The organism is Polaribacter sp. (genome assembly GCF_965656025.1).
GTDB lineage: Bacteria > Bacteroidota > Bacteroidia > Flavobacteriales > Flavobacteriaceae > Polaribacter.
In genome coordinates, this window is record NZ_CBFHJT010000054.1 from 1 (window position 1) to 21,536 (window position 21,536).

Consider the following 21,536-nt stretch of genomic DNA (forward strand, 5'->3'; position numbering starts at 1 on the left):
TCTTGTAATTATTTTTAGTCTGTCTGCATTTTTTGTAATTGCAGACAAAGAATTATCTTCAATTACAAAATCTAATTGTGTTGCAAAACGAATGGCACGCATCATTCTTAAAGGATCATCAGAATAGGTAATATCAGCATTTAAAGGTGTTCTAATAATACCATTTTCTATATCTTGTATGCCATTAAAAGGATCTAACAACTCACCAAAATCAATTTCATTTAAACTTAATGCTAAAGCATTTATAGTAAAATCTCTTCTGTTTTGATCGTCTTCTAAAGAACCTTCTGTAACTTCTGGATTTCGGCTATCTTCTGAGTAAGACTCTTTTCTGGCACCGACAAACTCAATTTCTATATCTTTATAACGCAACATGGCTGTACCATAGGTTTTAAAAACTTGTACTTTGGGTTTGTTTGGTAATAATTGAGAAACTTCTAGAGCTAAATCAATTCCGCTACCAATGGCAACTACATCAATATCTTTTGCATTGCCCCTTTTAAGAAAAAAATCTCTTACAAAACCGCCAATTACATAGCTTTCTATGTTTAGTTTTTTGGATGCTTTTGAAATTATTGTAAAAATATCTGAGGAAATGGCTTCTTTATAATTCATTTGTGTATGTAGCCGAAAAATGAGTGCTATTGTTTATTTTAATGCAAATCTACTATTTAATAAATACCTGTCAAAATTGGTTATCTTATTTATTTTATTATTTACTACTTGTATTTTATAATTTTAAAATGATAGTTTTAAAGTGTAAAAGATGCTATTTTACTATTTAAAATAGTTTACTTAATAATTCTAAAAATAGTACTTTTGCAACATATTTAAGTTTTATGTTTCAGAAAATTCCGAACTATATCAAATACATTTTTACCAATGTTTTTGTGCTGTTTATTTTTATTGTTCTTTTTAGATTGCTATTTTATTTTTACTTTTTAGATCTTGATAGCAGCTCTAATTTAGAAGTAAAAAAAGCATTTTTTTTAGGCATAAGATTCGATTTAAAATTAGCCATACTCACATTTTTTCCATTAGCCATTCTAGTACTTATAACTAACTATCGTTTTTTTAAAAAGAAAATTTTTAAGAAAATAGCAAATGTTTATCTAGTTCTTTCTTATTTAGTTTTAATACTTTTCTATTTATTTGATTTTGGGTATTATGAGTATTTAGGAATTCGTTTAGATGCATCATCTTTACGTTTTTTAAGTAATTTAAAAATATCTACTCAGGTTTTAGTGGAGAGTTACCCTGTTTACAAAGGTTTGATTGGATTGCTTATTTTTTATTTTATCATCTTTAGATTTTCAAAATATTGCTACCAAATATTTAATAAAACACAGCAAGAAATCACAAAAAAAATAAAAGCAATTTATTTTATTGTTACTTTTTTACTGTTATCTTTTGGTGTCTACAACAGTTTTACACACTATCCTTTAAGATGGAGTGAAGCTTTTTTCTCTAAAAATAATACTATCAATCAATTTGGTTTAAACCCTGTTCTATACTTCTTTGACAGTTTTGCGTTTAGAAGTGAAGGTGTAAATATGGAGGAGTTTAAAACCTATTATCCAGTGATTGCAAAACACCTGAATTTACCTTTAGACACTATAAATTTTGCAAAAAAAATAACGTTTGACAATCCATACCAAGTAAAGCCAAATGTTGTATATGTGATGCTAGAGTCTACAGGAACTGCACCTATGAGTTTTTACGGAAACCCTTTAAATAGCACTCCTAAAATGGATTCTATCATTAAAAAAAGTTTAAGTTTTTCTAAATTCTATGTGCATAAACCAGGTACAGCAGGTAGTGTTTTTGCAAGCATTACAGGATTACCAGATATTGAAGATGTAAAAACAGCTTCCAGAAATCCTTTAATTATAGATCAGCGTATTATTTTTGATCAATATGATGGATATGAAAAGCTCTATTTTTTAGGAGGTTCTGCAAATTGGGCGAATATTAGAGGGGTTTTTCAATCTAATATTAAAGATTTAAAAATTTACGAAGAAGGTAGTTTTGAAGAAGAGAACAGAGCAGATGTTTGGGGTATTGATGATTATGATTTATTTAAAGAATCTGATAAAGTACTGAAAAAGCTACATGAAAAAGAGAAACCTTTTGTAGCTTACATTCAAACAGCTACCAACCACATGCCTTTTACAGTTCCTGATAAAAAAGAAAGTTTTACACCAATTTTTGAAGATGAAATTGATGAAGAAACTCTTTTAAAAGGAGGTTTTAGATCTTTAGGCCAATTAAACGGAATTCGTTATTTAGACTTTAATGTAGCCCGTTTTTTAAAAAGAGCCAAAGAAGCTGGTTATTATGACAATACTATTTTTGTTTTTTTTGGTGATCATAGAGGTGGTATGAAAAAATTAAACTTTTTAGAGAACAACGAAGACGATTTGGGTATTCAAGTACATCATGTTCCATTTTTTATTCATGCACCTAAATATGTGGAATCAAAAATTGTTGATAAATATGCCAAATTAATAGATATTTTTCCTACAGCTACAAGTATAGCAAAGGTAAATTACTCTAATTATACTTTAGGAAGAGATTTATTGGATAGTACAAGTATAAATACTGCAGCTTTTGTTTATATCCAAAACAAAGGAGAAAAAGCGGTTGGTTTAATAAAAGATGGTTATTATTATGAAAAAACAAACACTTCTAAAAAATCGAATCTATTTAGTTTAGAAAGTAGAAAAATAAAAGATATTAAGTTAGATAAACCAATTATTACAAGCCAAATGGATAGCCTTTTATCTGGGTATTATCATTCAACAAAGTATTTATATTTTAATAATAAAAAAGAAAAAAATTAATCTTTATTTACTGATTTATAAGCTTTTAATCATATTTTTGATGCAACCAGTCTTTAATATAAGTTAACTTTTTTTCTGGACACTGATCTAAACTTTGCATACATAGAAATAGTTTATTATTATCTCTTTCTGTCATTTCAAGCTTGTGTTTTATCCACCACAAAGGTTTTTTATAATTTTGAAAATAGACTAACTGATAGTCTTTTTGATGTATATAATGGTCTTTAGCTATCTCTAAATGATTTGCTAAAGATTGATTAGTATATTGCTCATGATGTCTGAAACGATGTTTGATGTTTCTTTCTAACATTTCTGGCTGATTGTTATAATAATCAGAATAGGTAGATTTTCTTAGAGCTGCTACAGTATGATCTAACTTTACATATTTTTTAAAACCTAATATTTTTGCAATTGTCTGTTGTCCTTTTTTATAACCGTAAAGATTACTTTTATCTTTTTTACCTAAAAATTTATACAAATAACTTTGGACTTTTTTATACCAAATATCCTCGTAAAAACTTGTCCAATTACCTCTGATAACTGGTTTTCCATCTATAAAAAAATCCTCTAATTTTGTTTTATTTGCTAAAAATAGGTCATCATTAAAATACAAAAAATGTTCCGCTAAATTTGGAATTTTATACAATAAAGACTCTATCGGTAAACAATTAAATGTTGGTAAATAATGATGATATCCCTTAAAAATTGTTTTATGATCTATAATTGAAACTGTTGGATAATTGTTGGAAGCAAACTCCTTATTCTTCAGAAAATCTGGAGTTTGGTTGTCTGTTACAATAAAAATATTTCTAACAAACTTTGCATACTTTAAAATCGATTTTACAGCAAACTCAATTTCATTTACTTGGTCATAACGCATTCTAACAGCCTTGTTATTTATAGTTTTTTTGTTCTCTATAAAATTTGCCATTTTAGCTTTATGCTTTGGGTCATTCCCATCTACCCAAGTAATAACAGCGTCTACCAATAAATCATCTTTAGCGTGCATTATTTAGTGCCTTTATTTAAATGCCAAAGTTTAATATACCTTGTTAATACTCCATATGCCTGTGTTTTAGCAACTAAAATACCTGTAAAACCATCTAAAAAACCCAATCTAATCACATAGTGAATAATAAACCTTGCAGTGGGTTTAATAATTACGTGGTAAATATTTACAGAAGCACCTTTTTGATGGAGTTCTTTAGCTCGTATAGCTGCATAATGGTTCATTTTAGAAATATAATGATCATAACTTCTGTATGAAAAATGATCTATTTTATTTTTAAAAAAACCCAATTTTCCTTTTGCAACTATTTTTTCATGAACTAAACCTGTATAGCTACAAAATTCTTTTAAAAACAAACGAATAACTTTATCTCTTTGAAAACCAGAGTAACTCACTTTCTTTCCACAAAAATAAAAAGTTCTTCTTACATAATAACCTATATATTCTCTAGGTCCATTCACAGCAGCCAAAATTTCTTTTTCAACTTTTGGAGTCACTCTTTCATCAGCATCTAAAATATAAATCCAGCTATGTTTTGCTTGTGAAATTGCAAAGTTTTTTTGAGAAGAAAAATCATCAAACTTACGCTTGATGATTTTTACATTGTATTTTTCTGCTATTTCTAATGTGCTATCTGTACTAAAAGAATCTATTACAATAATTTCATCAGCAAAACTTACAGATTTTATTGCGTCAGCAATATGAATCTCTTCATTAAGTGTAGGTATTATGGCCGATATTTTTGTCATAGATTATTTAAAATCTTAAACAGCTACGTCATATTCACGCAAAGCATCGTTTAAAGATGTTTTTTTGTTGGTACTTTCTTTTCTTTTTCCAATAATTAATGCACAAGGAACATTATACTCTCCTGCTGCAAATTTTTTGGTGTAACTACCAGGAATTACTACAGATCTTGCAGGAACTCTACCTTTCATTTCCACAGGTTCATCACCGGTAACATCTATAATTTTTGTACTCATTGTTAGTACAACATTTGCACCCAAAACTGCTTCTTTCTCTACTCTAACACCTTCTACAACTATACATCTAGAACCTATAAAAGCACCATCTTCTATAATTACAGGTGCAGCTTGTAAGGGTTCTAAAACGCCACCAATACCAACACCACCAGATAAATGTACATTTTTACCAATTTGTGCACAAGAACCCACAGTAGCCCAAGTATCTACCATAGTTCCTTCATCTACATAAGCACCAATATTTACATAACTAGGCATTAAAATTGTGCCTTCAGAAATATAAGCACCATGTCTTGCAACTGCATTTGGCACTACTCTAATACCTCTTTCTTTGTAGTTTCTTTTTAAAGGAATTTTATCATGGTATTCAAAAATACCAGCTTCTAAAGTTTCCATTTTCTGAATAGGGAAATACAACACTACTGCTTTCTTAACCCACTCATTTACTTGCCAACCATCAGTCGTTGGCTCTGCTACTCTTAATTCGCCTTTATCTAATAAATCAACCACTTTTCTAATGGTACCTATGGTCTTTTGCTCTTTTAACAAATCACGATTTTCCCAAGCTGATTCTATAATTTCTTTGATTGCTTCCATTGTAAATATTTAATTTATGCAAATATAAAAGTATCTGCAAAAACGAAAAGCGAAGATACATTTTTTAAACAGATATTTACGCTTTGTTTAAAAAACGTATTTTTGCAAAAAAACGTATACATGTCTAGAATTTTAGCCATCGATTTTGGCGAAAAAAGAACAGGAATTGCAGTTACAGACCCGTTGCAAATAATTGCATCTGGTTTAACCACAGTTAATACAAAAGAAGTACTTACTTTTTTAAAAGATTATACTTCTAAAGAAGCTATTAGTTTATTTTTAGTTGGCAAACCAAAACAATTAAATAATACTGATAGCCAAAGTGAAGTTTTTATCCTTCCGTTTTTAGAAAAATTAGAAAAATTATTTCCACAAATACCTGTGATTAGAATTGATGAGCGTTTTACCTCTAAAATGGCTTTTCAGACCATGATAGATAGTGGGATGAAAAAAAAACAACGCAGAAATAAAGCAATAGTAGACGAAATAAGTGCAACTATTATATTGCAATCGTATTTATATAGCAAATAGTTTTGTGCAAATTTGATTCTTTGTACTTTTGCAAACGTTAAAAAATAAATAAATGATTTTACCTGTTGTTGCTTACGGAGATCCTATTTTAAGAAAAGTTGCTGTAGAAATAGATGCAGATTATCCTGATTTACAAAAACTAATTACCAATATGAGAGAGACCATGTACAATGCCTCTGGAGTTGGTTTAGCTGCACCGCAAATTGGCAAATCTATCCGTTTATTTTTAATTGATGCTTCTCCTTTTGCAGAAGATGAAGATTTGTCTGATGCTGATAGAGAAACCCTAAAAACATTTAACAAGGTTTTTATAAATGCTAAAATTTTAGAAGAAGAAGGTGATGAATGGGCTTTTAATGAAGGTTGTTTGAGCATACCTGATATTAGAGAAGATGTTTTTCGTCAACCAAAAATAACTATAGAGTATTTTGATGAGAATTTTAAAAAATACACAGAAACTTTAGAAGGTTTGGCTGCTAGAGTTTTTCAGCATGAATATGACCACATAGAAGGTATTCTGTTTACAGACAAACTATCTTCTTTAAAGAAAAGAATTATTAAAAAGAAATTAGAAAATATTTCTAAAGGAAAAATTAGAGCAGACTACAGAATGCGTTTTCCGAATTTAAAAAAAGGTAAATAGTCTTATAATAGACAAAAAAATATAAAATATGGAGTTTAGTAAAATTATTTCAGTTACTGGTAAACCAGGTTTGTTTCAAGTGGTTTCTCAATCTAAAAATGCAATTATTGTTGGTTCTTTAACAGATAATAAAAGAATGGCTATTAATGCTACTCAAAATGTTAGTTTGTTAGAAAATATTGCAATTTATACTTATGAAGAAGACATGCCTTTATTAGACGTTTTTAAAGCAATGTATACCAAAACGGAAGGTAAAGAAGCAATATCTCACAAAGAAAGTGGTAAAAAATTAGAAGCATTTTTTGCAGATGTTTTACCTAATTATGACAACGAAAGAGTATATACTTCTAACATTAAAAAAGTAATACAGTGGTTTAATTTATTGGTAAAATCTGGTATGGATTTTTCTCAAATTGAAGAAACTTCTGAAGAAACTACAGAAGAGGTATAGTTGCTTTCTGTTAGCTGTTAGCTGTTAGCTGTTAGCAAAAATATTTTATTACAAAAATTAAAGCTTCAAAATCTTTTAAATTCAAAATGAATAGTAGAAAAGAACAATTAGATGCGTTTAATAGATTGTTAGATATTATGGACGATCTTAGGGAAAAATGTCCTTGGGATAAAAAACAAACCTTAGAAAGTTTGCGCCATTTAACAATTGAAGAAACCTATGAATTGGCAGATGCTATTCTAGACAATGATTTATCTGAAATAAAAAAAGAATTAGGAGACGTTTTATTACACATTGTTTTTTATGCTAAAATTGGTAGCGAAAAAAATGCTTTTGACATTGCTGATGTTGCCAATGCTATTTCTGATAAGTTAATAGATAGACATCCTCATATTTATGGAGATGTACAAGTAGAAAATGAAGCAGATGTAAAAAGAAATTGGGAAAACTTGAAACTAAAGGAAGGAAAAAATTCTGTTTTAGAAGGTGTACCCAAAAGCTTACCTGCTGTTGTTAAAGCAAGTAGAATTCAAGAAAAGGTTGCAGGTGTTGGTTTCGATTGGGAAAAACCCGAACAAGTTTGGGAAAAAGTACAAGAAGAACTTACCGAATTAAACGAAGAAATTAAAGCTGGTAATACAGAAAACACCGAAAAGGAATTTGGTGACGTGCTCTTTTCTATGATAAATTATGCGCGATTTATTAACGTAAATCCAGAAAATGCTTTAGAAAAAACCAATAAAAAATTTATAAACAGGTTTCAATATTTAGAAAAAGAAGCTAAAAAACAAAACAAACAACTTTCTGAAATGTCTTTAACAGAAATGGATGTTTTTTGGGAAAAATCTAAACAGTTTTTTAAATAAAAACATATCAATTTTTATCGAAATATTTCTTGTAACTTTATTTTTCGAATACAACACCTGTTTATTATGAAAAATATAGTTTTCCTTTTCATCTTTTTAGTAACTTTTATTTCATTAGAATCTTGCAATTCTTCCATAGAAAATACAACTGAACAAAATAGTATTTTAATAGATAAAAATTCTGAAGAGTATAAAAATGTTGAGGCTGCTATTTTAGATTATGTAGAAGGCTTGTATTTGGTAGATTCTACAAGAATCGATAAAAGTGTCTCTAAAAATTTACGCAAAATTGGCTATTGGTACAATCCAGAAGAAAAAGTTTATAGAGATAATTTGGAAATGACACATACACAATTATCAAATTTAGCAGCAAACTGGAATAAAAACGGAGATAGAATTACAGAAAAAACTCCTAAAGAAATTATTATTTTTGATATTAATAGCAAAACGGCTTCTGCCAAATTAATTGCAGCCTGGGGTTTAGACTTGTTTCATTTAGCAAAAATAAATAACCAATGGAAAATTATGAATGTAATTTGGCAAAGTATACCAGAAAACGAATAGTTATAACTACTCCATTGCTTTTTTAAAGTTTACAATTAGTTTTTGTATTTTTTTATTGTTTAAAACAACAGGAAACAATTCGTTTAAAATATTATGATAGCTATAATCTATTTTTAAACCATTTATTAGATGGTTTTTAGCATATTTTTCTTTATTTAAAACAAAAAACAAACCTGCCAATCTGTATTCTATTTCTGCAAAATTTTCGTACAATTTTCTAGCTTCAAAAACAATTTTCAAAGCTTCGTTAAACTCCCCTAAAAATGTTAATACATCTACTAAACCAACATAAATTTCTAAGGATTTTTCATCTAATTTTAAACAATTATAAAATCCATTTATAGCTTCTTCAAAAAAGTTTAGTTTAAGGTTAATTTCAGCATAGTATTTCCAGTATAAGGCATTATCCTCATCAATTTTTAAAGCCTTAGAGATGTAATGACCAGCTTTTTCGTAGTTTTCTAATTGATAATATAAATTAGTTAAACGAACCCAAGCTTTATCTAACAAAGGATCTTCGTGTACTGCCTTTTTGTAATAGGCAATTGCTGGCTCTAATTGCTCTAATTTTTCATAACACTCACCTACTCTTGTATATGCAAAAGCGGTAGGATCATCTAATTCTAAGGTTATTAAATAATTATCAATAGCCTCTTTGTAATTACCTAATTCTTCTAAGGTTTTTGCTTTTTCTAAGTAACCTCCAATAAAAGATTCGTCTATTAAAACTGCATAATCAAAGGCTGTTAAAGCCTCTTTATACATTTTTAAAATAAAATATTGTCTTCCTAATTGATGCCAAGCAACCTCACAATATGGATTTTTATCAATATAACTGTTTAAATATTTTACGGCATCTTCATGTTGCTGTTCCATATCAAAACAATAGATAATATTATAAAGTGCAGAGTAATCTTCGAAATCTACATCTATACAATTGGCAAAATTTAAACGTGCATTTTCAAAATCGTCTAAATACAAATACTCCATACCCATTAAAGACCAAACGTCTACTTTATCATCTGTTATGGTAAGTGCCTTTTTTAACTGCAGAATAGCTTCCTTATGCAAACCTTTTTTAGAGTTAATGGTTGCTTTTTGTATAAAAACCTCATCATTAGTAGGAGCAATTTTTTCTATTTTCACCAATAAATTAGAAGCCTTATCAACCTCATTACCAGTAATATATAATTCTACCAATAATAATTTAAGATCTACAGAAGCTGGGTGTTGCTCTAAACCAAGTTTAATGGCTTTTTTTGCTAAAGATACTTTACCAACATCTAAATAATGAATTATAATTTCCTCAAACTCAACCAAATCAAAAAAATAAATATTATTGGTTTTGAGCATCGATTCAAATTTTAATAGAGACATAACTATGCTATTTGAATTATTACTTTAAAAATACTATAAGTCTAGCACTACATTTAAAAATATGGTTTTTGTTTTCAACAATTTAATTAACAACAGAAGTGTTTTATTTAGTAGGATATAATTTTGTGCATAGATATTTTTACATTAATTTTGATTTTCAATAACTATCAACCTAAATTGATAGCATTCTTATGAGCAAAAAAACCTTACTAAACTCAAAAGATATTGAAATTATACTTCATAGATTAGCTTGTCAGTTAATAGAAAACCATGATGATTTTTCCAATACTGTTTTAATTGGTTTACAACCAAGAGGTACTTATTTGGCGAATAGATTAGCAGATTTACTTAAAACTGCCTACAATATTAAAGACCTACAATTGGGTCTTTTAGATATTACTTTTTACAGAGACGACTTTAGAAGAAAAGAAAAACCTTTGGCGGCAGAAACCAACGAAATGAACTTTTTAATTGAAGGTAAAAAAGTAGTAATTATAGACGATGTTTTGTTTTCTGGAAGAAGTATTAGAGCTGCTTTAACTGCTTTGCAATCTTATGGTAGGCCAGAACATATAGAATTATTGGTTTTAATAGACAGGCGTTTTAGCAGGCATTTACCCATACAACCAAATTACAGAGGCAGACAAGTAGATGCTATTAATGAAGAAAGAGTTTTGGTTACTTGGAAAGAAACACATAAAAAAGATGCTGTTTTTATAGAACCTAAATAGCATTAATATAAAATGAAAAATAAATATAAAATAACCGCTAACTTAAAAATGATATTGTGTCTGAATTAAGCGTAGAACATTTACTAGGTATAAAATATTTAAAACCATCTGACATAGATGTTATTTTTAAAACTGCAGATCATTTTAAAGAGGTAATTAATAGACCTATCAAAAAAGTACCTTCTTTAAGAGATATTACTATTGCTAATTTATTTTTCGAAAACAGCACACGTACCAAATTAAGTTTCGAACTAGCAGAAAAAAGACTTTCTGCAGATGTAATTAACTTTTCTGCAAGTCAATCCTCTGTAAAAAAAGGGGAAACATTAATAGACACTGTAAACAATATATTATCTATGAAAGTAGATATTGTTGTGATGAGACATGGTAATGTTGGTGCTGGGGTATTTTTATCTAAACACGTAAATGCCAAAATTATAAATGCAGGTGATGGCACTCACGAACATCCAACACAAGCCTTATTAGACTCTTATTCTATTAGAGAAAAATTAGGTTCTGTAAAAGGAAAAAAAATTGTAATTGTTGGTGATATTTTACATTCTAGAGTCGCTTTGTCTAATATTTTCGCATTACAGTTACAAGGAGCTCAAGTGAAAGTTTGTGGGCCAACTACGTTAATTCCTAAATATATTTCTAGTTTAGGTGTAACTGTAGAAACCAATCTAAAAAAGGCTTTAGAATGGTGTGATGTTGCAAATGTATTGAGAGTGCAACACGAGCGTATGGACATTAAATATTTCCCCTCAACGAGAGAGTACACACAACTTTTTGGAATTAATCAAGAGATTTTAGATAACCTTGGCAAGAAAATTGTAATAATGCATCCAGGGCCTATCAACAGAGGTGTAGAAATTACAAGTGATGTTGCAGACTCTAACGACTCTATTATATTGAATCAAGTAGAAAATGGAGTTGCAGTAAGAATGGCTGTAATTTATTTATTAGCACAGCAAATAAAAAGATAAAATGAAGATCGATAAAAAAGACAGTTACACACTTGTTAAGTCTGAAAATAAAGAGTTTACAGAATTTTACAACATTTTTTCTAAAAAAATAAGCGACTTTGAAAAAGAGCATTTAGTAATTTACTTTTCAGAGAAAATTAACACAGATAATAAAGAATTTTTATTATTTTTGGAAATAGCCAAACAAAAAAAGGAAAATGGCACATCATTTGTTATAGTTAGTACATATTTAAACTCAGATGATTTTTCTGAATCCATAAACATTGTACCTACATTGTTAGAAGCAGAAGATATTATAGAAATGGAAGCTATAGAAAGAGAATTGGGTTTTTAAATTGTTTTAGTATGATAAAAAAAGTACTCTTTATTTTTATTTTAAGCATCTCGTTTACAGGGCTTTCTCAAGAAAAAACTATAAATACTTTATCTGCTGCCCCAAATCCTTTTACAAATTCTACAAAAATTACTTTTAATAGTATAAGCAGCTCAGATGTTTATTTTACTGTAAAAAACGTTTTAGGTAAAACCGTTTATAAAAAAACAATTAAAGCTAAAATTGGTAAAAATAAACTGTCATTTTATAAAGATAATTTGGTTACAGGCATGTATATTTATAGCATACGACAAAAAAAGAAAGTTATTTCTAAACGTTTTGTTATTAAATGATAAAACTAACCATACTTGGTTGCCACTCTGCAACACCGCGTGTAAACGCTTTTCCAACCTCTCAATATTTAGAAATTAACAATCGACACTTTTTAATAGATTGTGGAGAAGGTACACAGCGTCAAATGCGTAAATATAAGGTGGGCTTTTCTAAAATAAATCATATTTTTATTTCGCATTTACATGGAGATCATTTTTATGGTTTGGTGGGTTTATTATCTACCTATGGTATTTTAAGTAGAGAAAAAGACATGCATATTTATGGCCCAAAAGGCATTAAAAATGCAACTTTACAAATGCTTAAAATTTCTGAATCTCATGCTAAATTTAACATGATTTTTCATGAATTATCTTCTAAAGAAAGCGAACTGATTTACGAAGATGATAAAGTATCTGTAAAAACAATACCACTAACACACAGAATTTATACCAATGGATATTTGTTTATAGAAAAAGAGAAGCCTCGTAAATTAAATATGCTAAATATTAGTGGTTATCCTACGATAGATAAGGCAGACTACTTAAATATAAAAGCTGGTAGAGATATTGTTTTACCTTCTGGAGAAGTCATAAAAAACAAAGAAATCACCATAGATCCGCCAAAACCAATGCGTTTTGCTTTTTGTAGTGATACTGCCTACAAACCAGATATAGTACCAATTATTAAAGAGGCAAATTTATTATATCATGAAGCTACTTTTTTAGCTGATAGAGAAAATTTGGCTAAAAAAACCAAACATGCCACGAGCTTAGAAGCTGCAAAAATAGCAAAAGATGCGAATGTGGGGCAGCTAATTATTGGGCATTATTCTGGTAGATATCCAGATATTAGTGTTTTTAAAAAAGAAGCTGTAACTGTTTTTAAAAAAGTGTCTTTAGCAACACCTGGTGCTGTTTTTACTGTAGAACATTAATATTGATTGGTTGCTAGTAAAACCAAAGTACACGCTATTTCGCTTTCTATATTTTCTTCTTTTAATAGTTTTATAAAATAAAAATTTTCTGTTCTCGGATTAAAAATAACTCTTTTGGGCTGTAAACTAATAATATACCTATAATATTCCTCTTGTCTCTTTGGATTTAAATACAAGGTTACCGTGTTTATATTTTGATAATCTATCTTATCTACATCTATAGAAACACCTGCAACAGTTCCTTCTCTCAAACCAATTGCAACCACTTCTACATTTTTTTTGATTAGCGCATTAATTGCTTTATTAGAATATCTTTCTGTTTTTAAAGAAGCACCAATAACCAGCGTTTTTTTAGACATTATGTTAAGTTTTAGTTAAGGAGGTTAAAATTATGAAACGATTTTAAAAATTAAGCGTCTATATAGTAATTACTTTGTCTTCATTTAAAGTAATTTATTTGAACTATAACAAAATCTGAAGTTTTCCTGCTTCAGGTTTTTTTATTTTTTATCAGTATTAGTTATAGCTGCTTTTAAAGCAATTGCCATATTTACAATACAAAAAAAAGCAATAAAAATAATGTTGAACCAACTGCTAGAAAAAACAATAAATTTTGCAAAAATATTGAAAATGAATAATAACAAAAAAAGGTTAGATAAAAATAAAAGTACTTTGTATTTTCTTGACATTAAAAGGTAATTATTGAAATCTTACAACTACAAAATTACAAAAATTTACCCTCTTCTTCCCATTCTATTATTTCTCATTTCAGCCATTTTTTTACGAATGGTTTTAGAGTACTCTTCTTTGGTAATTTCTGTACCTCTGTCTGGTGCTTCTAATTGAACTTTGTCTCCTTTATTAATAGTTACTTCTGTACACAACAAGGTAGTATTATTTACACCAACTTCTAAAATTAACCCAGGTAAACCCCAAAACTCTCCAGGACCATGTGCTAAAGGTATTTGTGGAGTGTACCAAGCTTCTACCACAATCATATTTTCTTCTTCCTTTTTTTCTGAGTCTTTATTTTCTTGGTTTCTTAAATCTGCCCAAGAAAAATTGTACCAATTTAACTCTTTGTAAGGTACAAATGCCTTTGCTTTGTAACAAGTATAATCTCCAATCTGTTTGGTTGCTGTACCTAACGTCCAATCTATTTTGTACAAATTATCTTTTACTAAAAAACGTTTGCCATAAAACTCTTGGCTCTGTATTAATTGAGTCTCTTTGATGTTTTTATACTGGTCTCCTCTCGAAAAATAAGCACCCCAAGAATCAGTCGCACCAGAAATGGCGTCTATTTTTTGATCTTCTTTAAACGTTGCTTCTTGTTTGTTAAAAACTAAAATATATTTTTTTTCTAATCTGTTTTTTAATCTTTGTGCGACTTGTTTTTTTTGTGCCTCACTTAATCTAGCTCCCCAATTTCCTAATTCCATTTTAGATTTAGAAACATAAATGGCTTTTCCATTAAAATCTTGTGCAATAACAGATACATTCGTAATTAAAAAAAGAAAAAGTAAAAGCGTTAAAAATTTGTAATTTATTGGTTTCATGATACATAAATTTGTTTAACAAACTTAAAAAAATAATAAACATTTAATTGTAAAATACTAAAAATTAACAATAATTTGTGTTTCTATACATTGTAAAAAGATGAATAAAAACCTAAAAAGTGGACTATAAATAAAAAAAGACCCGCTTTTAAACGAGTCTTTTTCTCTTATAAAAATTAAATTGTTACCATCTTATAATCACACTCCCCCAAGTAAAACCACTTCCAAAAGCAGCTAAAACAACAAGGTCATTATCTTTTATTTTTCCTTGCTCCCAAGCTTCAGTTAAGGCTATAATTACAGAAGCTGCTGTAGTGTTTCCATATTTCATTATATTATTATGTACATTCTCATCAGCTAATTGAAACTTCTTTTGTATAAACTGTGCAATACGAAGATTGGCTTGATGTGGAATTAACATATCAATATCTTCTTTCTGTAAATTATTGGCTTGCAAACCTTCTACAATCGCTTCAGAAAAACGAGTTACTGCGTGCTTAAATACAAATTGCCCATTCATATAAGGAAAATAAGAGACATCATCAGGATCATTGGCTTCTATGATTTCTGGAACCCATCTTTGTGTAGAAGGTCCATCTAACATCAATTCTCTTGCGTGTTTTCCCTCTGAATGTAAATGTGATGATAATATACCTTTGCCTTTTTCTTCAGATCTTGTTAAAACTGCAGCTCCTGCTCCATCGCCAAAAATAACAGTTACACCTCTTCCTCTTGTAGATTTTTCTAATCCACCAGAATGATTTTCGGCACCTATCACCAAAATATTTTTATACATGCCTGTTTTAATAAATTGATCTGCTACAGACATGGCATAAATAAAACCAGAACATTGGTTACGTACATCTAAAGCACCAATGGTTGGCATTTCTAATAAATCTTGTATTTGTACACCACCTCCCGGAAAATACATATCCGGACTTAAAGTAGCAAAAACTATAAAATCGATATCATCTTTGGTTACCCCTGCTCTTTTAATAGCTATTTTTGCTGCTTTTGCACCCATTATAGCTGTAGTATCTTCTGTTTTTGGGTCTATCCAGCGTCTTTCTTGTATACCTGTTCTTTCTTGAATCCATTCATCTGAGGTATCCATAAATTCCTTCAAATCGTTGTTGGTTACAACATTTTCTGGAACGTAATATCCTAACCCTGCTATTTTAGAATTATACATAGTATTGTAATTTTAGTTATTTGTTTGTTGTGATTAGCTAAAATAGGCAATTTATTTAGATTCTCATTTTCTAAAGATTGTCAATTATTAAGTAAATAGTTTAGAAACTATTTTTTAACTGACGTAAATAAAAAAAACCGTGTCATCTTGTCAGAATTCTAAATTTGGTATTTTTTTTGACTACTTATACATCAGAAAATAAAACTGTCATTCCGATTGAAGCGATAGCGAAATAAAGGAATCTATAATATTTATTAGATTTCTCCACAAGGTCGAAATGACACCAACAATAACTAAAATAAACGATAAATTATGAGCAAAGGAAACATCAATGTATCAGTAGAAAATATTTTTCCGCTGATTAAAAAATTCTTGTATTCTGATCACGAAATCTTTTTACGTGAACTAATTTCTAATGGTACAGACGCTACTACAAAGTTAAAACACCTTATTTCTATTGGAGAAGCAAAAACGGAATTAGGTGATGCAAAAATTGAAATCAGTATTGATAAAGACGCAAAAACCTTAACAATTAAAGACCAAGGTTTAGGGATGACTGCTGATGAAGTTGAAAAATACATCAATCAAATTGCATTTTCTGGTGCTGAGGAATTTTTAGAAAAATACAAAGACGATAAAAACGATACAGGTGTAATTGGGCATTTTGGTTTAGGTTTTTATTCGGCTTTTATGGTGGCTGATAAAGTAGAAATTATCACAAAATCTTTTAAAGATGCACCTGCTGCACATTGGACTTGTGATGGTTCTCCAGAATATACCTTGGTTGAAGCTGATAAAGCTGACAGAGGTACAGAAATTGTGTTGCATATTGCAGAAGACTCAACAGAATTTTTAGAAGAAGGTAAAATTAGAGGTTTGTTAACCAAATACAATCGTTTTAATCAAGTACCAATTAAATTTGGTACTAAAAAAGTAAACGATCCAACACACGAACCAAAAACTACCAAAGATAAAGATGGTAAAGAAACTACAGAACCTCACAGACAGATTGAAGTAGACGATATTATCAACAACACAAATCCTGCTTGGACAAAAGCGCCAGCAGATTTAAGTGATGAAGACTATGCCAACTTTTACAGAGAATTGTATCCAATGCAATTTGAAGAGTCATTATTCCACATTCATTTAAATGTAGATTATCCATTTAATTTAACAGGTATTTTATTCTTCCCTAAGTTGTCTCAAAACTTAGATATGCAAAAGGATAAAATTCAATTATACCAAAATCAAGTATTTGTAACGGATAATGTAGAAGGTATTGTACCAGACTTTTTACAAATGCTAAAAGGTGTGATTGATTCTCCAGACATTCCATTAAATGTTTCTCGTTCTTATTTACAAGCAGATGGTGCAGTAAAGAAAATTTCTGGGTACATCACTAAAAAAGTTGCAGATAAATTAACGTCTTTATTCAAAAAAGATCGTGAAGATTTTGAGAAAAAATGGAACGATATTAAAGTAATTATTGAATACGGAATGTTATCTGAAGACAAGTTCTTTGACAAAGCGAAGAAATTTGCTTTGTACCCAACTGTAGCAGATACGTATTTTACGTTTGATGAGTTGTTAGAAAAAACAAAAGACACACAAACTGATAAAGATGGCAACCACGTAATTTTATATGCGGCTAACAAAGATGCACAACACAGTTACATACAAGAAGCTACAGCCAAAGGATATGAAGTGTTGATTTTAGATTCGCCAATTATATCGCATTTAATGCAAAAATTAGAAGGTGGAGATGCTAAAGTGAAATTTTCTAGAGTTGATGCAGATCATATAGATAATTTAATTAAGAAAGACGATAACGTAATTTCTAAATTATCTGATGAGGAAAAAGAAAAATTAAAGCCTGTAATTGAAGGTGCTGTAAACAATTCGGCTTACACTGTTCAGTTAGAAGCGATGGATTCTGCTGCTTCTCCATTTATTATTACTGTACCAGAATTTATGCGTAGAATGAAAGAAATGCAAGCTTCTGGAGGTGGTGGAATGATGGGAATGGGTAATATGCCAGATATGTACAATTTGGTAGTAAATACCAACAGTCCATTAGTTTCTGAAATTTTAGCTGCAGATGAAAAACAACAAAAAGGTTTAATTTCTCAAGCTTTTGATTTGGCTAAATTATCTCAAAACCTACTGCATGGTGAAGAGTTAACAAATTTTATCAAACGTTCTTATGAGTTGATTAAATAGTTTTCTTTTAGGACGAACGAGTTTTTAAGCCTCATAAATATCAAACCTTTTTGTGCAAACAAAAAGGTTTTTTTTATTTAAATATTTTATCTTTGAATTTATATTTGTAAAAAATCGTAAAATAGATTTCGTTTATTTAAAAAGATTTTTACTGAAGATTAATTCTATCGAAAAAAAACTATGCTTCACAAAAAAATATTAAAGAGTGTTATTTTTATAACGTTACTAAATCTAAATTATTCTTTAAACGCACAATCAAATAATTTTAATAAATTTTCTATTGGATTTACTGCTGGTACGACTGGTTTAGGTGGTGAACTTGCTACCAATATTTCTACTAAATTTAATTTAAGATTAGTCGTATCTGGTTTTAATTATTCAGATAATGGACAAGAAGTAGATAATAGTGTTACTGTGGGCTATGAGGTTGATGGTAAAGTAAATTCTATTGCTTTATTGGTAGATTATTTTCTTTTTAATAATAAATTTAGACTAATAGGGGGTATTGTAAGAAATCAATTTGAAATAAATGGTAATGCAGCGGCAATTACACCTTATGTTTTTGATGCAAACAGAACGTTTTCTCCAGATAGAGTTGGTTCGGTTTCTGCAGTAGTTAATTATCCTAATGAATACATGCCTTATTTAGGTTTGGGTTATGGTAATGCGTTATCTAAAGGCAATGCTTTAAAACTAAATTTATCATTAGGTTTACTTTACAGTGGATCACCAGAATTAATAATGCAGGGTACTGGATTAATATCGCCTACCATAAACCAAGTGGCAAGTTTACAACAAGGCTTAAATGAATTTGGATGGTATCCCATGTTAAATGTAGGTATCTCCTATCAATTATTAAAAAATCAAAAAAAATAGAATTGTAACATTATAAAACTATGAATAAATTAAAGAAAACATTACTCTTATTTGTTGCTATAATTACTATGGTAGCTTGTAATACTCAAATTATTGAGAATGCTATAGATAATTTTGGAATTGTAATTGGTTTAGAACCCATTAACACCTCTGCAACTATTATTATAACTGACGCCAAAACAAATGAAACCGTCAATACTGATGTGCAAGTTAAATTTGAAGGAAATAATGCAAACAATGTTATTGATGCATTTAGCGACAATATGAATGAAACTACAATTAATAGTGGGATTCTAAATTTTGGAATTAAAAATGCTATCAATCCTGACTCACAAAATCCAATTAAAGTAAAGTTAAAATTAACTGCTCCTGGATTTAAAACTACAGAAAAAACAATATCAATTTCAGATATAGGTAGTTCTAGCTATACTGTATCAATGATAAATTTGTCTAATCCACCAGAAGGTATAACCATTAAAGAAGATAATAATATTATTAGCACCTCTTCAGATGGAACAATAAATGATGATATTGCTATTTCTGTAGTAAACCAAGATAATGCAGATAACATAGAAACTGGGGTACGATTAGAGGTAAAAGCGGGTTCTACTTTTGAAGATGAAAACGGAAACACACTTTCTGGCGATTTAAGTTTTACAACTACCTACTATAACCCAAGTAGCAATGAAGCTGTAAAATCAATATCTGAAAATCTTTTAGAAAATGTTAATGATTCTTCTTTGGTTGTTTTAGGCGCAGTAGAAACTAAAATTACAGATTCAAATGGAAATGAATTTAAAGGAAAGATTAAAACAAACAAAAAAAACACAGGAGAATATATTATTAATTTTATCTTAAATGCCACTACTTATTCAGAATTGCAACAAGTTTTAAGACTAGCCTACATTAGCCCAACAACAGCTGAAAGATTTATACTATACACAGTCCCAGAGGTAAGTCAACTCCCAAATGGCAGAATAGAATTGCGTTATCTTTTAAATGGCCCTTTATTTAGAAACATGGCACTAGTTTATTTCTCAGAACAGCCTTGTAATACCAATTTAATGGTCAACAGAAATGGAAATCAGGGAAGTTTACGCGTACAAATATTTGAGAAAGGCTTTAATAGGTCCTTAGATATACAAGCAAATACTTCTACTACATCATTAAAGAATATCATTAGAGGAGCAAAAACAGTTCGAGTTGAGTTACCACATACAACTTTTCAGCAAAATATAGATTTTTGCAATACTGGTTCTCCAAGTTTAGAATTACCTTCTCCACCGCCAGCAACTATAGATGCAACAGTTAATGTAATATTAAGTTGCGAAAACGCAGATGAAAAAGTAAGAGTTACAGATTTTCCTGCAGCCTCTATATATTACAGAAAAGCAAATGCACCAAAAGGTACTGCTTGGAGAGTTGCTACAGATTTATCTTGGGTTTTTAACTCTGAAACACAAGTCATGGAGAGTGCTTCTTGTAAAATTAGTGCTGTAGAACAAGGTGAAAATTATGTATTTAAAGTTTCTTATGACGGTAACTTGGCGCAAAAAACAATTTTAATAAATAGTACTAGTGTAAATTATAACGAAACTGTAGATGGTAGTTTTTGCAACTAAAAACAATCATAAAACTACATTTAGAACTATAATTTTGTAAAATGATTCAAAATAAAACACACTAAGCAAACCTAAACCTCTTTGTGTAAACAGAGAGGTTTTTTATGTGACTTTCTCGAGAAAACTAACTAAATTCGTTTAACTGCTGATATGAGATATTAAAACTTTTCATATCATTTTAGTTGGCAAATATTCTTCTTAAAACAAATAATAATTTCATTGAAATTCAAACAATAAAACTCTAAATTAATGCTATTTATGTTGATAATTTCGAAATAATAAGATAAATCTTGATTTATCAATACAGTTATCATTAAATGCTAAAGCAAGCCTACTTACAAAATCCTCTTGGATTATCTTTCTGCATAACTAACAGAGAGGTTTGTTTTTTTTATTAACTTAGTGAAGAATGTAACGAAATCATACAAAAAATACGTTACTAATACAGAATAAAAATTGATACCTATGAAAAACACCAATGAATACTCAAAAAATAAAGCATACCATCAAGGTCTAAAGTTTAAAAATTCTAGACTAAATGAGGAAGGAATTTATGCAAAACTAGAAAAACAGGGCTTTCCTGTAGATCTAGCTAAAGAAGTAGCTAAAAACATAGTAATTGAAAGAAAAAACTACCACAAAGATGACATTGAAGATTACAAAAATTACAGAATACTTGGAATTGTAATAATTGTCTTAGGAGTTTTGGCAACAATAATAGCATACATATATACTGAAAAAATTATTATTGCTGCTGAAATGCTTTATATTGGTTTAGCTACTACTATTATAGCTCATTTAATGATAAAGAAAAATATTAAATTTAATTAAAACAATTTACAAAACCGTAATAGGCTTACTTGCGAAAACCCTCGTGGATTTTCTCTATGTTTTATTTTCTTTATT

Annotated in this window: 23 protein-coding genes; 15 read left to right on the plus strand and 8 right to left on the minus strand. The window is 29.2% G+C overall.

Translation table 11 applies throughout. The features are described 5' to 3' along the window. Positions 1-615, minus strand: a 615-nt coding sequence (locus ACTG3S_RS10505; RefSeq protein ID WP_439129308.1) for a CCA tRNA nucleotidyltransferase, incomplete at its 3' end; no start/stop codon positions are given. A 224-nt stretch (positions 616-839) separates the two neighbouring features. Between ACTG3S_RS10505 and ACTG3S_RS10510 the strand changes: the two genes are divergently transcribed. After that, positions 840-2,843, plus strand: a complete 2,004-nt coding sequence (locus tag ACTG3S_RS10510) for an LTA synthase family protein (RefSeq protein ID WP_439129309.1) — start codon at positions 840-842, stop codon at positions 2,841-2,843. A 25-nt stretch (positions 2,844-2,868) separates the two neighbouring features. On the opposite strand, the gene ACTG3S_RS10515 is transcribed toward ACTG3S_RS10510, so the two are convergent. Genes ACTG3S_RS10515 through ACTG3S_RS10525 form a run of 3 tightly spaced genes read right to left on the minus strand, consistent with a single transcriptional unit; the run spans position 2,869 to position 5,432 of the window. Beyond that, positions 2,869-3,852 (minus strand): Stealth CR1 domain-containing protein, encoded by a 984-nt coding sequence (locus tag ACTG3S_RS10515; protein WP_439129310.1) that lies wholly within the window; start codon positions 3,850-3,852, stop codon positions 2,869-2,871. After that, complete coding sequence (locus tag ACTG3S_RS10520; protein WP_439129311.1) at positions 3,852-4,601, minus strand: glycosyltransferase family 2 protein; 750 nt, start codon at positions 4,599-4,601, stop codon at positions 3,852-3,854. The genes ACTG3S_RS10515 and ACTG3S_RS10520 overlap by 1 nt, the downstream gene beginning before the upstream one ends. Positions 4,602-4,616: 15 nt before the next feature. After that, positions 4,617-5,432, minus strand: coding sequence for a 2,3,4,5-tetrahydropyridine-2,6-dicarboxylate N-succinyltransferase (locus ACTG3S_RS10525; protein ID WP_439129312.1), 816 nt, complete (start codon positions 5,430-5,432; stop codon positions 4,617-4,619). A gap of 120 nt (positions 5,433-5,552) precedes the next feature. Between ACTG3S_RS10525 and ruvX the strand changes: the two genes are divergently transcribed. The 5 genes from ruvX (at position 5,553) to ACTG3S_RS10550 (ending at position 8,487) form a co-directional block, all read left to right on the plus strand. Next, a complete protein-coding gene (gene ruvX, locus ACTG3S_RS10530; protein WP_439129313.1) occupies positions 5,553-5,963 on the plus strand; it encodes a Holliday junction resolvase RuvX in 411 nt (136 codons plus the stop codon). 52 nt (positions 5,964-6,015) lie between these two features. Next, positions 6,016-6,606, plus strand: a complete 591-nt coding sequence (gene def / locus ACTG3S_RS10535; protein ID WP_439129314.1) for a peptide deformylase — start codon at positions 6,016-6,018, stop codon at positions 6,604-6,606. A 28-nt stretch (positions 6,607-6,634) separates the two neighbouring features. Then, positions 6,635-7,057 (plus strand): DUF5606 family protein, encoded by a 423-nt coding sequence (locus ACTG3S_RS10540; RefSeq protein WP_439129315.1) that lies wholly within the window; start codon positions 6,635-6,637, stop codon positions 7,055-7,057. 86 nt (positions 7,058-7,143) lie between these two features. Then, entirely contained in the window at positions 7,144-7,923 is a 780-nt protein-coding gene (mazG, locus tag ACTG3S_RS10545; protein ID WP_439129316.1) for a nucleoside triphosphate pyrophosphohydrolase, read from the plus strand. Positions 7,924-7,989: 66 nt separating this feature from the next. Beyond that, positions 7,990-8,487 carry a nuclear transport factor 2 family protein gene (locus ACTG3S_RS10550; RefSeq protein ID WP_439129317.1) on the plus strand — a complete coding sequence of 166 codons (498 nt, stop codon included), beginning with the start codon at positions 7,990-7,992 and terminating at the stop codon, positions 8,485-8,487. A 6-nt stretch (positions 8,488-8,493) separates the two neighbouring features. On the opposite strand, the gene ACTG3S_RS10555 is transcribed toward ACTG3S_RS10550, so the two are convergent. Beyond that, positions 8,494-9,864: a tetratricopeptide repeat protein gene (locus ACTG3S_RS10555; RefSeq protein WP_439129318.1), complete on the minus strand. Its 1,371-nt coding sequence runs from the start codon at positions 9,862-9,864 to the stop codon at positions 8,494-8,496. Between the two features lie 191 nt (positions 9,865-10,055). Here ACTG3S_RS10555 and pyrR point away from each other — a divergent pair, with 191 nt between their 5' ends. Genes pyrR through ACTG3S_RS10580 form a run of 5 tightly spaced genes read left to right on the plus strand, consistent with a single transcriptional unit; the run spans position 10,056 to position 13,161 of the window. Beyond that, the gene (gene pyrR / locus ACTG3S_RS10560) at positions 10,056-10,595 is read left to right on the plus strand and encodes a bifunctional pyr operon transcriptional regulator/uracil phosphoribosyltransferase PyrR (RefSeq protein WP_439129319.1); all 540 of its coding nucleotides are present in this window, start codon (positions 10,056-10,058) and stop codon (positions 10,593-10,595) included. Between the two features lie 56 nt (positions 10,596-10,651). Then, positions 10,652-11,581 carry an aspartate carbamoyltransferase catalytic subunit gene (locus ACTG3S_RS10565; RefSeq protein WP_439129320.1) on the plus strand — a complete coding sequence of 310 codons (930 nt, stop codon included), beginning with the start codon at positions 10,652-10,654 and terminating at the stop codon, positions 11,579-11,581. Between the two features lies 1 nt (position 11,582). After that, positions 11,583-11,915 (plus strand): hypothetical protein, encoded by a 333-nt coding sequence (locus tag ACTG3S_RS10570; protein WP_439129321.1) that lies wholly within the window; start codon positions 11,583-11,585, stop codon positions 11,913-11,915. Between the two features lie 11 nt (positions 11,916-11,926). After that, entirely contained in the window at positions 11,927-12,247 is a 321-nt protein-coding gene (locus tag ACTG3S_RS10575) for a T9SS type A sorting domain-containing protein (RefSeq protein WP_439129322.1), read from the plus strand. Next, positions 12,244-13,161 (plus strand): ribonuclease Z, encoded by a 918-nt coding sequence (locus ACTG3S_RS10580; RefSeq protein ID WP_439129323.1) that lies wholly within the window; start codon positions 12,244-12,246, stop codon positions 13,159-13,161. The genes ACTG3S_RS10575 and ACTG3S_RS10580 overlap by 4 nt, the downstream gene beginning before the upstream one ends. On the opposite strand, the gene ACTG3S_RS10585 is transcribed toward ACTG3S_RS10580, so the two are convergent. The 3 genes from ACTG3S_RS10585 to ACTG3S_RS10595 form a co-directional block, all read right to left on the minus strand. Beyond that, positions 13,158-13,520: a CoA-binding protein gene (locus ACTG3S_RS10585; protein WP_439129324.1), complete on the minus strand. Its 363-nt coding sequence runs from the start codon at positions 13,518-13,520 to the stop codon at positions 13,158-13,160. The genes ACTG3S_RS10580 and ACTG3S_RS10585 overlap by 4 nt on opposite strands. A 375-nt stretch (positions 13,521-13,895) precedes the next feature. Beyond that, on the minus strand, positions 13,896-14,720 hold the full coding sequence (locus ACTG3S_RS10590) for a GLPGLI family protein (protein ID WP_439129325.1): 825 nt from the start codon (positions 14,718-14,720) through the stop codon (positions 13,896-13,898). Positions 14,721-14,904: 184 nt separating this feature from the next. After that, positions 14,905-15,912: a 3-oxoacyl-ACP synthase III family protein gene (locus ACTG3S_RS10595; protein ID WP_439129326.1), complete on the minus strand. Its 1,008-nt coding sequence runs from the start codon at positions 15,910-15,912 to the stop codon at positions 14,905-14,907. Positions 15,913-16,224: 312 nt separating this feature from the next. Here ACTG3S_RS10595 and htpG point away from each other — a divergent pair, with 312 nt between their 5' ends. The 4 genes from htpG to ACTG3S_RS10615 all read left to right on the plus strand — a co-directional run bounded on the left by htpG (position 16,225) and on the right by ACTG3S_RS10615 (position 21,461). Then, positions 16,225-18,132, plus strand: a complete 1,908-nt coding sequence (gene htpG, locus ACTG3S_RS10600; RefSeq protein WP_439129327.1) for a molecular chaperone HtpG — start codon at positions 16,225-16,227, stop codon at positions 18,130-18,132. Between the two features lie 180 nt (positions 18,133-18,312). Further along, positions 18,313-19,008, plus strand: coding sequence for a hypothetical protein (locus ACTG3S_RS10605; protein WP_439129328.1), 696 nt, complete (start codon positions 18,313-18,315; stop codon positions 19,006-19,008). A 20-nt stretch (positions 19,009-19,028) separates the two neighbouring features. Continuing rightward, positions 19,029-20,630, plus strand: a complete 1,602-nt coding sequence (locus ACTG3S_RS10610; RefSeq protein WP_439129329.1) for a hypothetical protein — start codon at positions 19,029-19,031, stop codon at positions 20,628-20,630. A gap of 465 nt (positions 20,631-21,095) precedes the next feature. Then, positions 21,096-21,461 (plus strand): hypothetical protein, encoded by a 366-nt coding sequence (locus ACTG3S_RS10615; RefSeq protein WP_439129330.1) that lies wholly within the window; start codon positions 21,096-21,098, stop codon positions 21,459-21,461. The last annotated feature ends 75 nt before the right edge of the window (positions 21,462-21,536 follow it).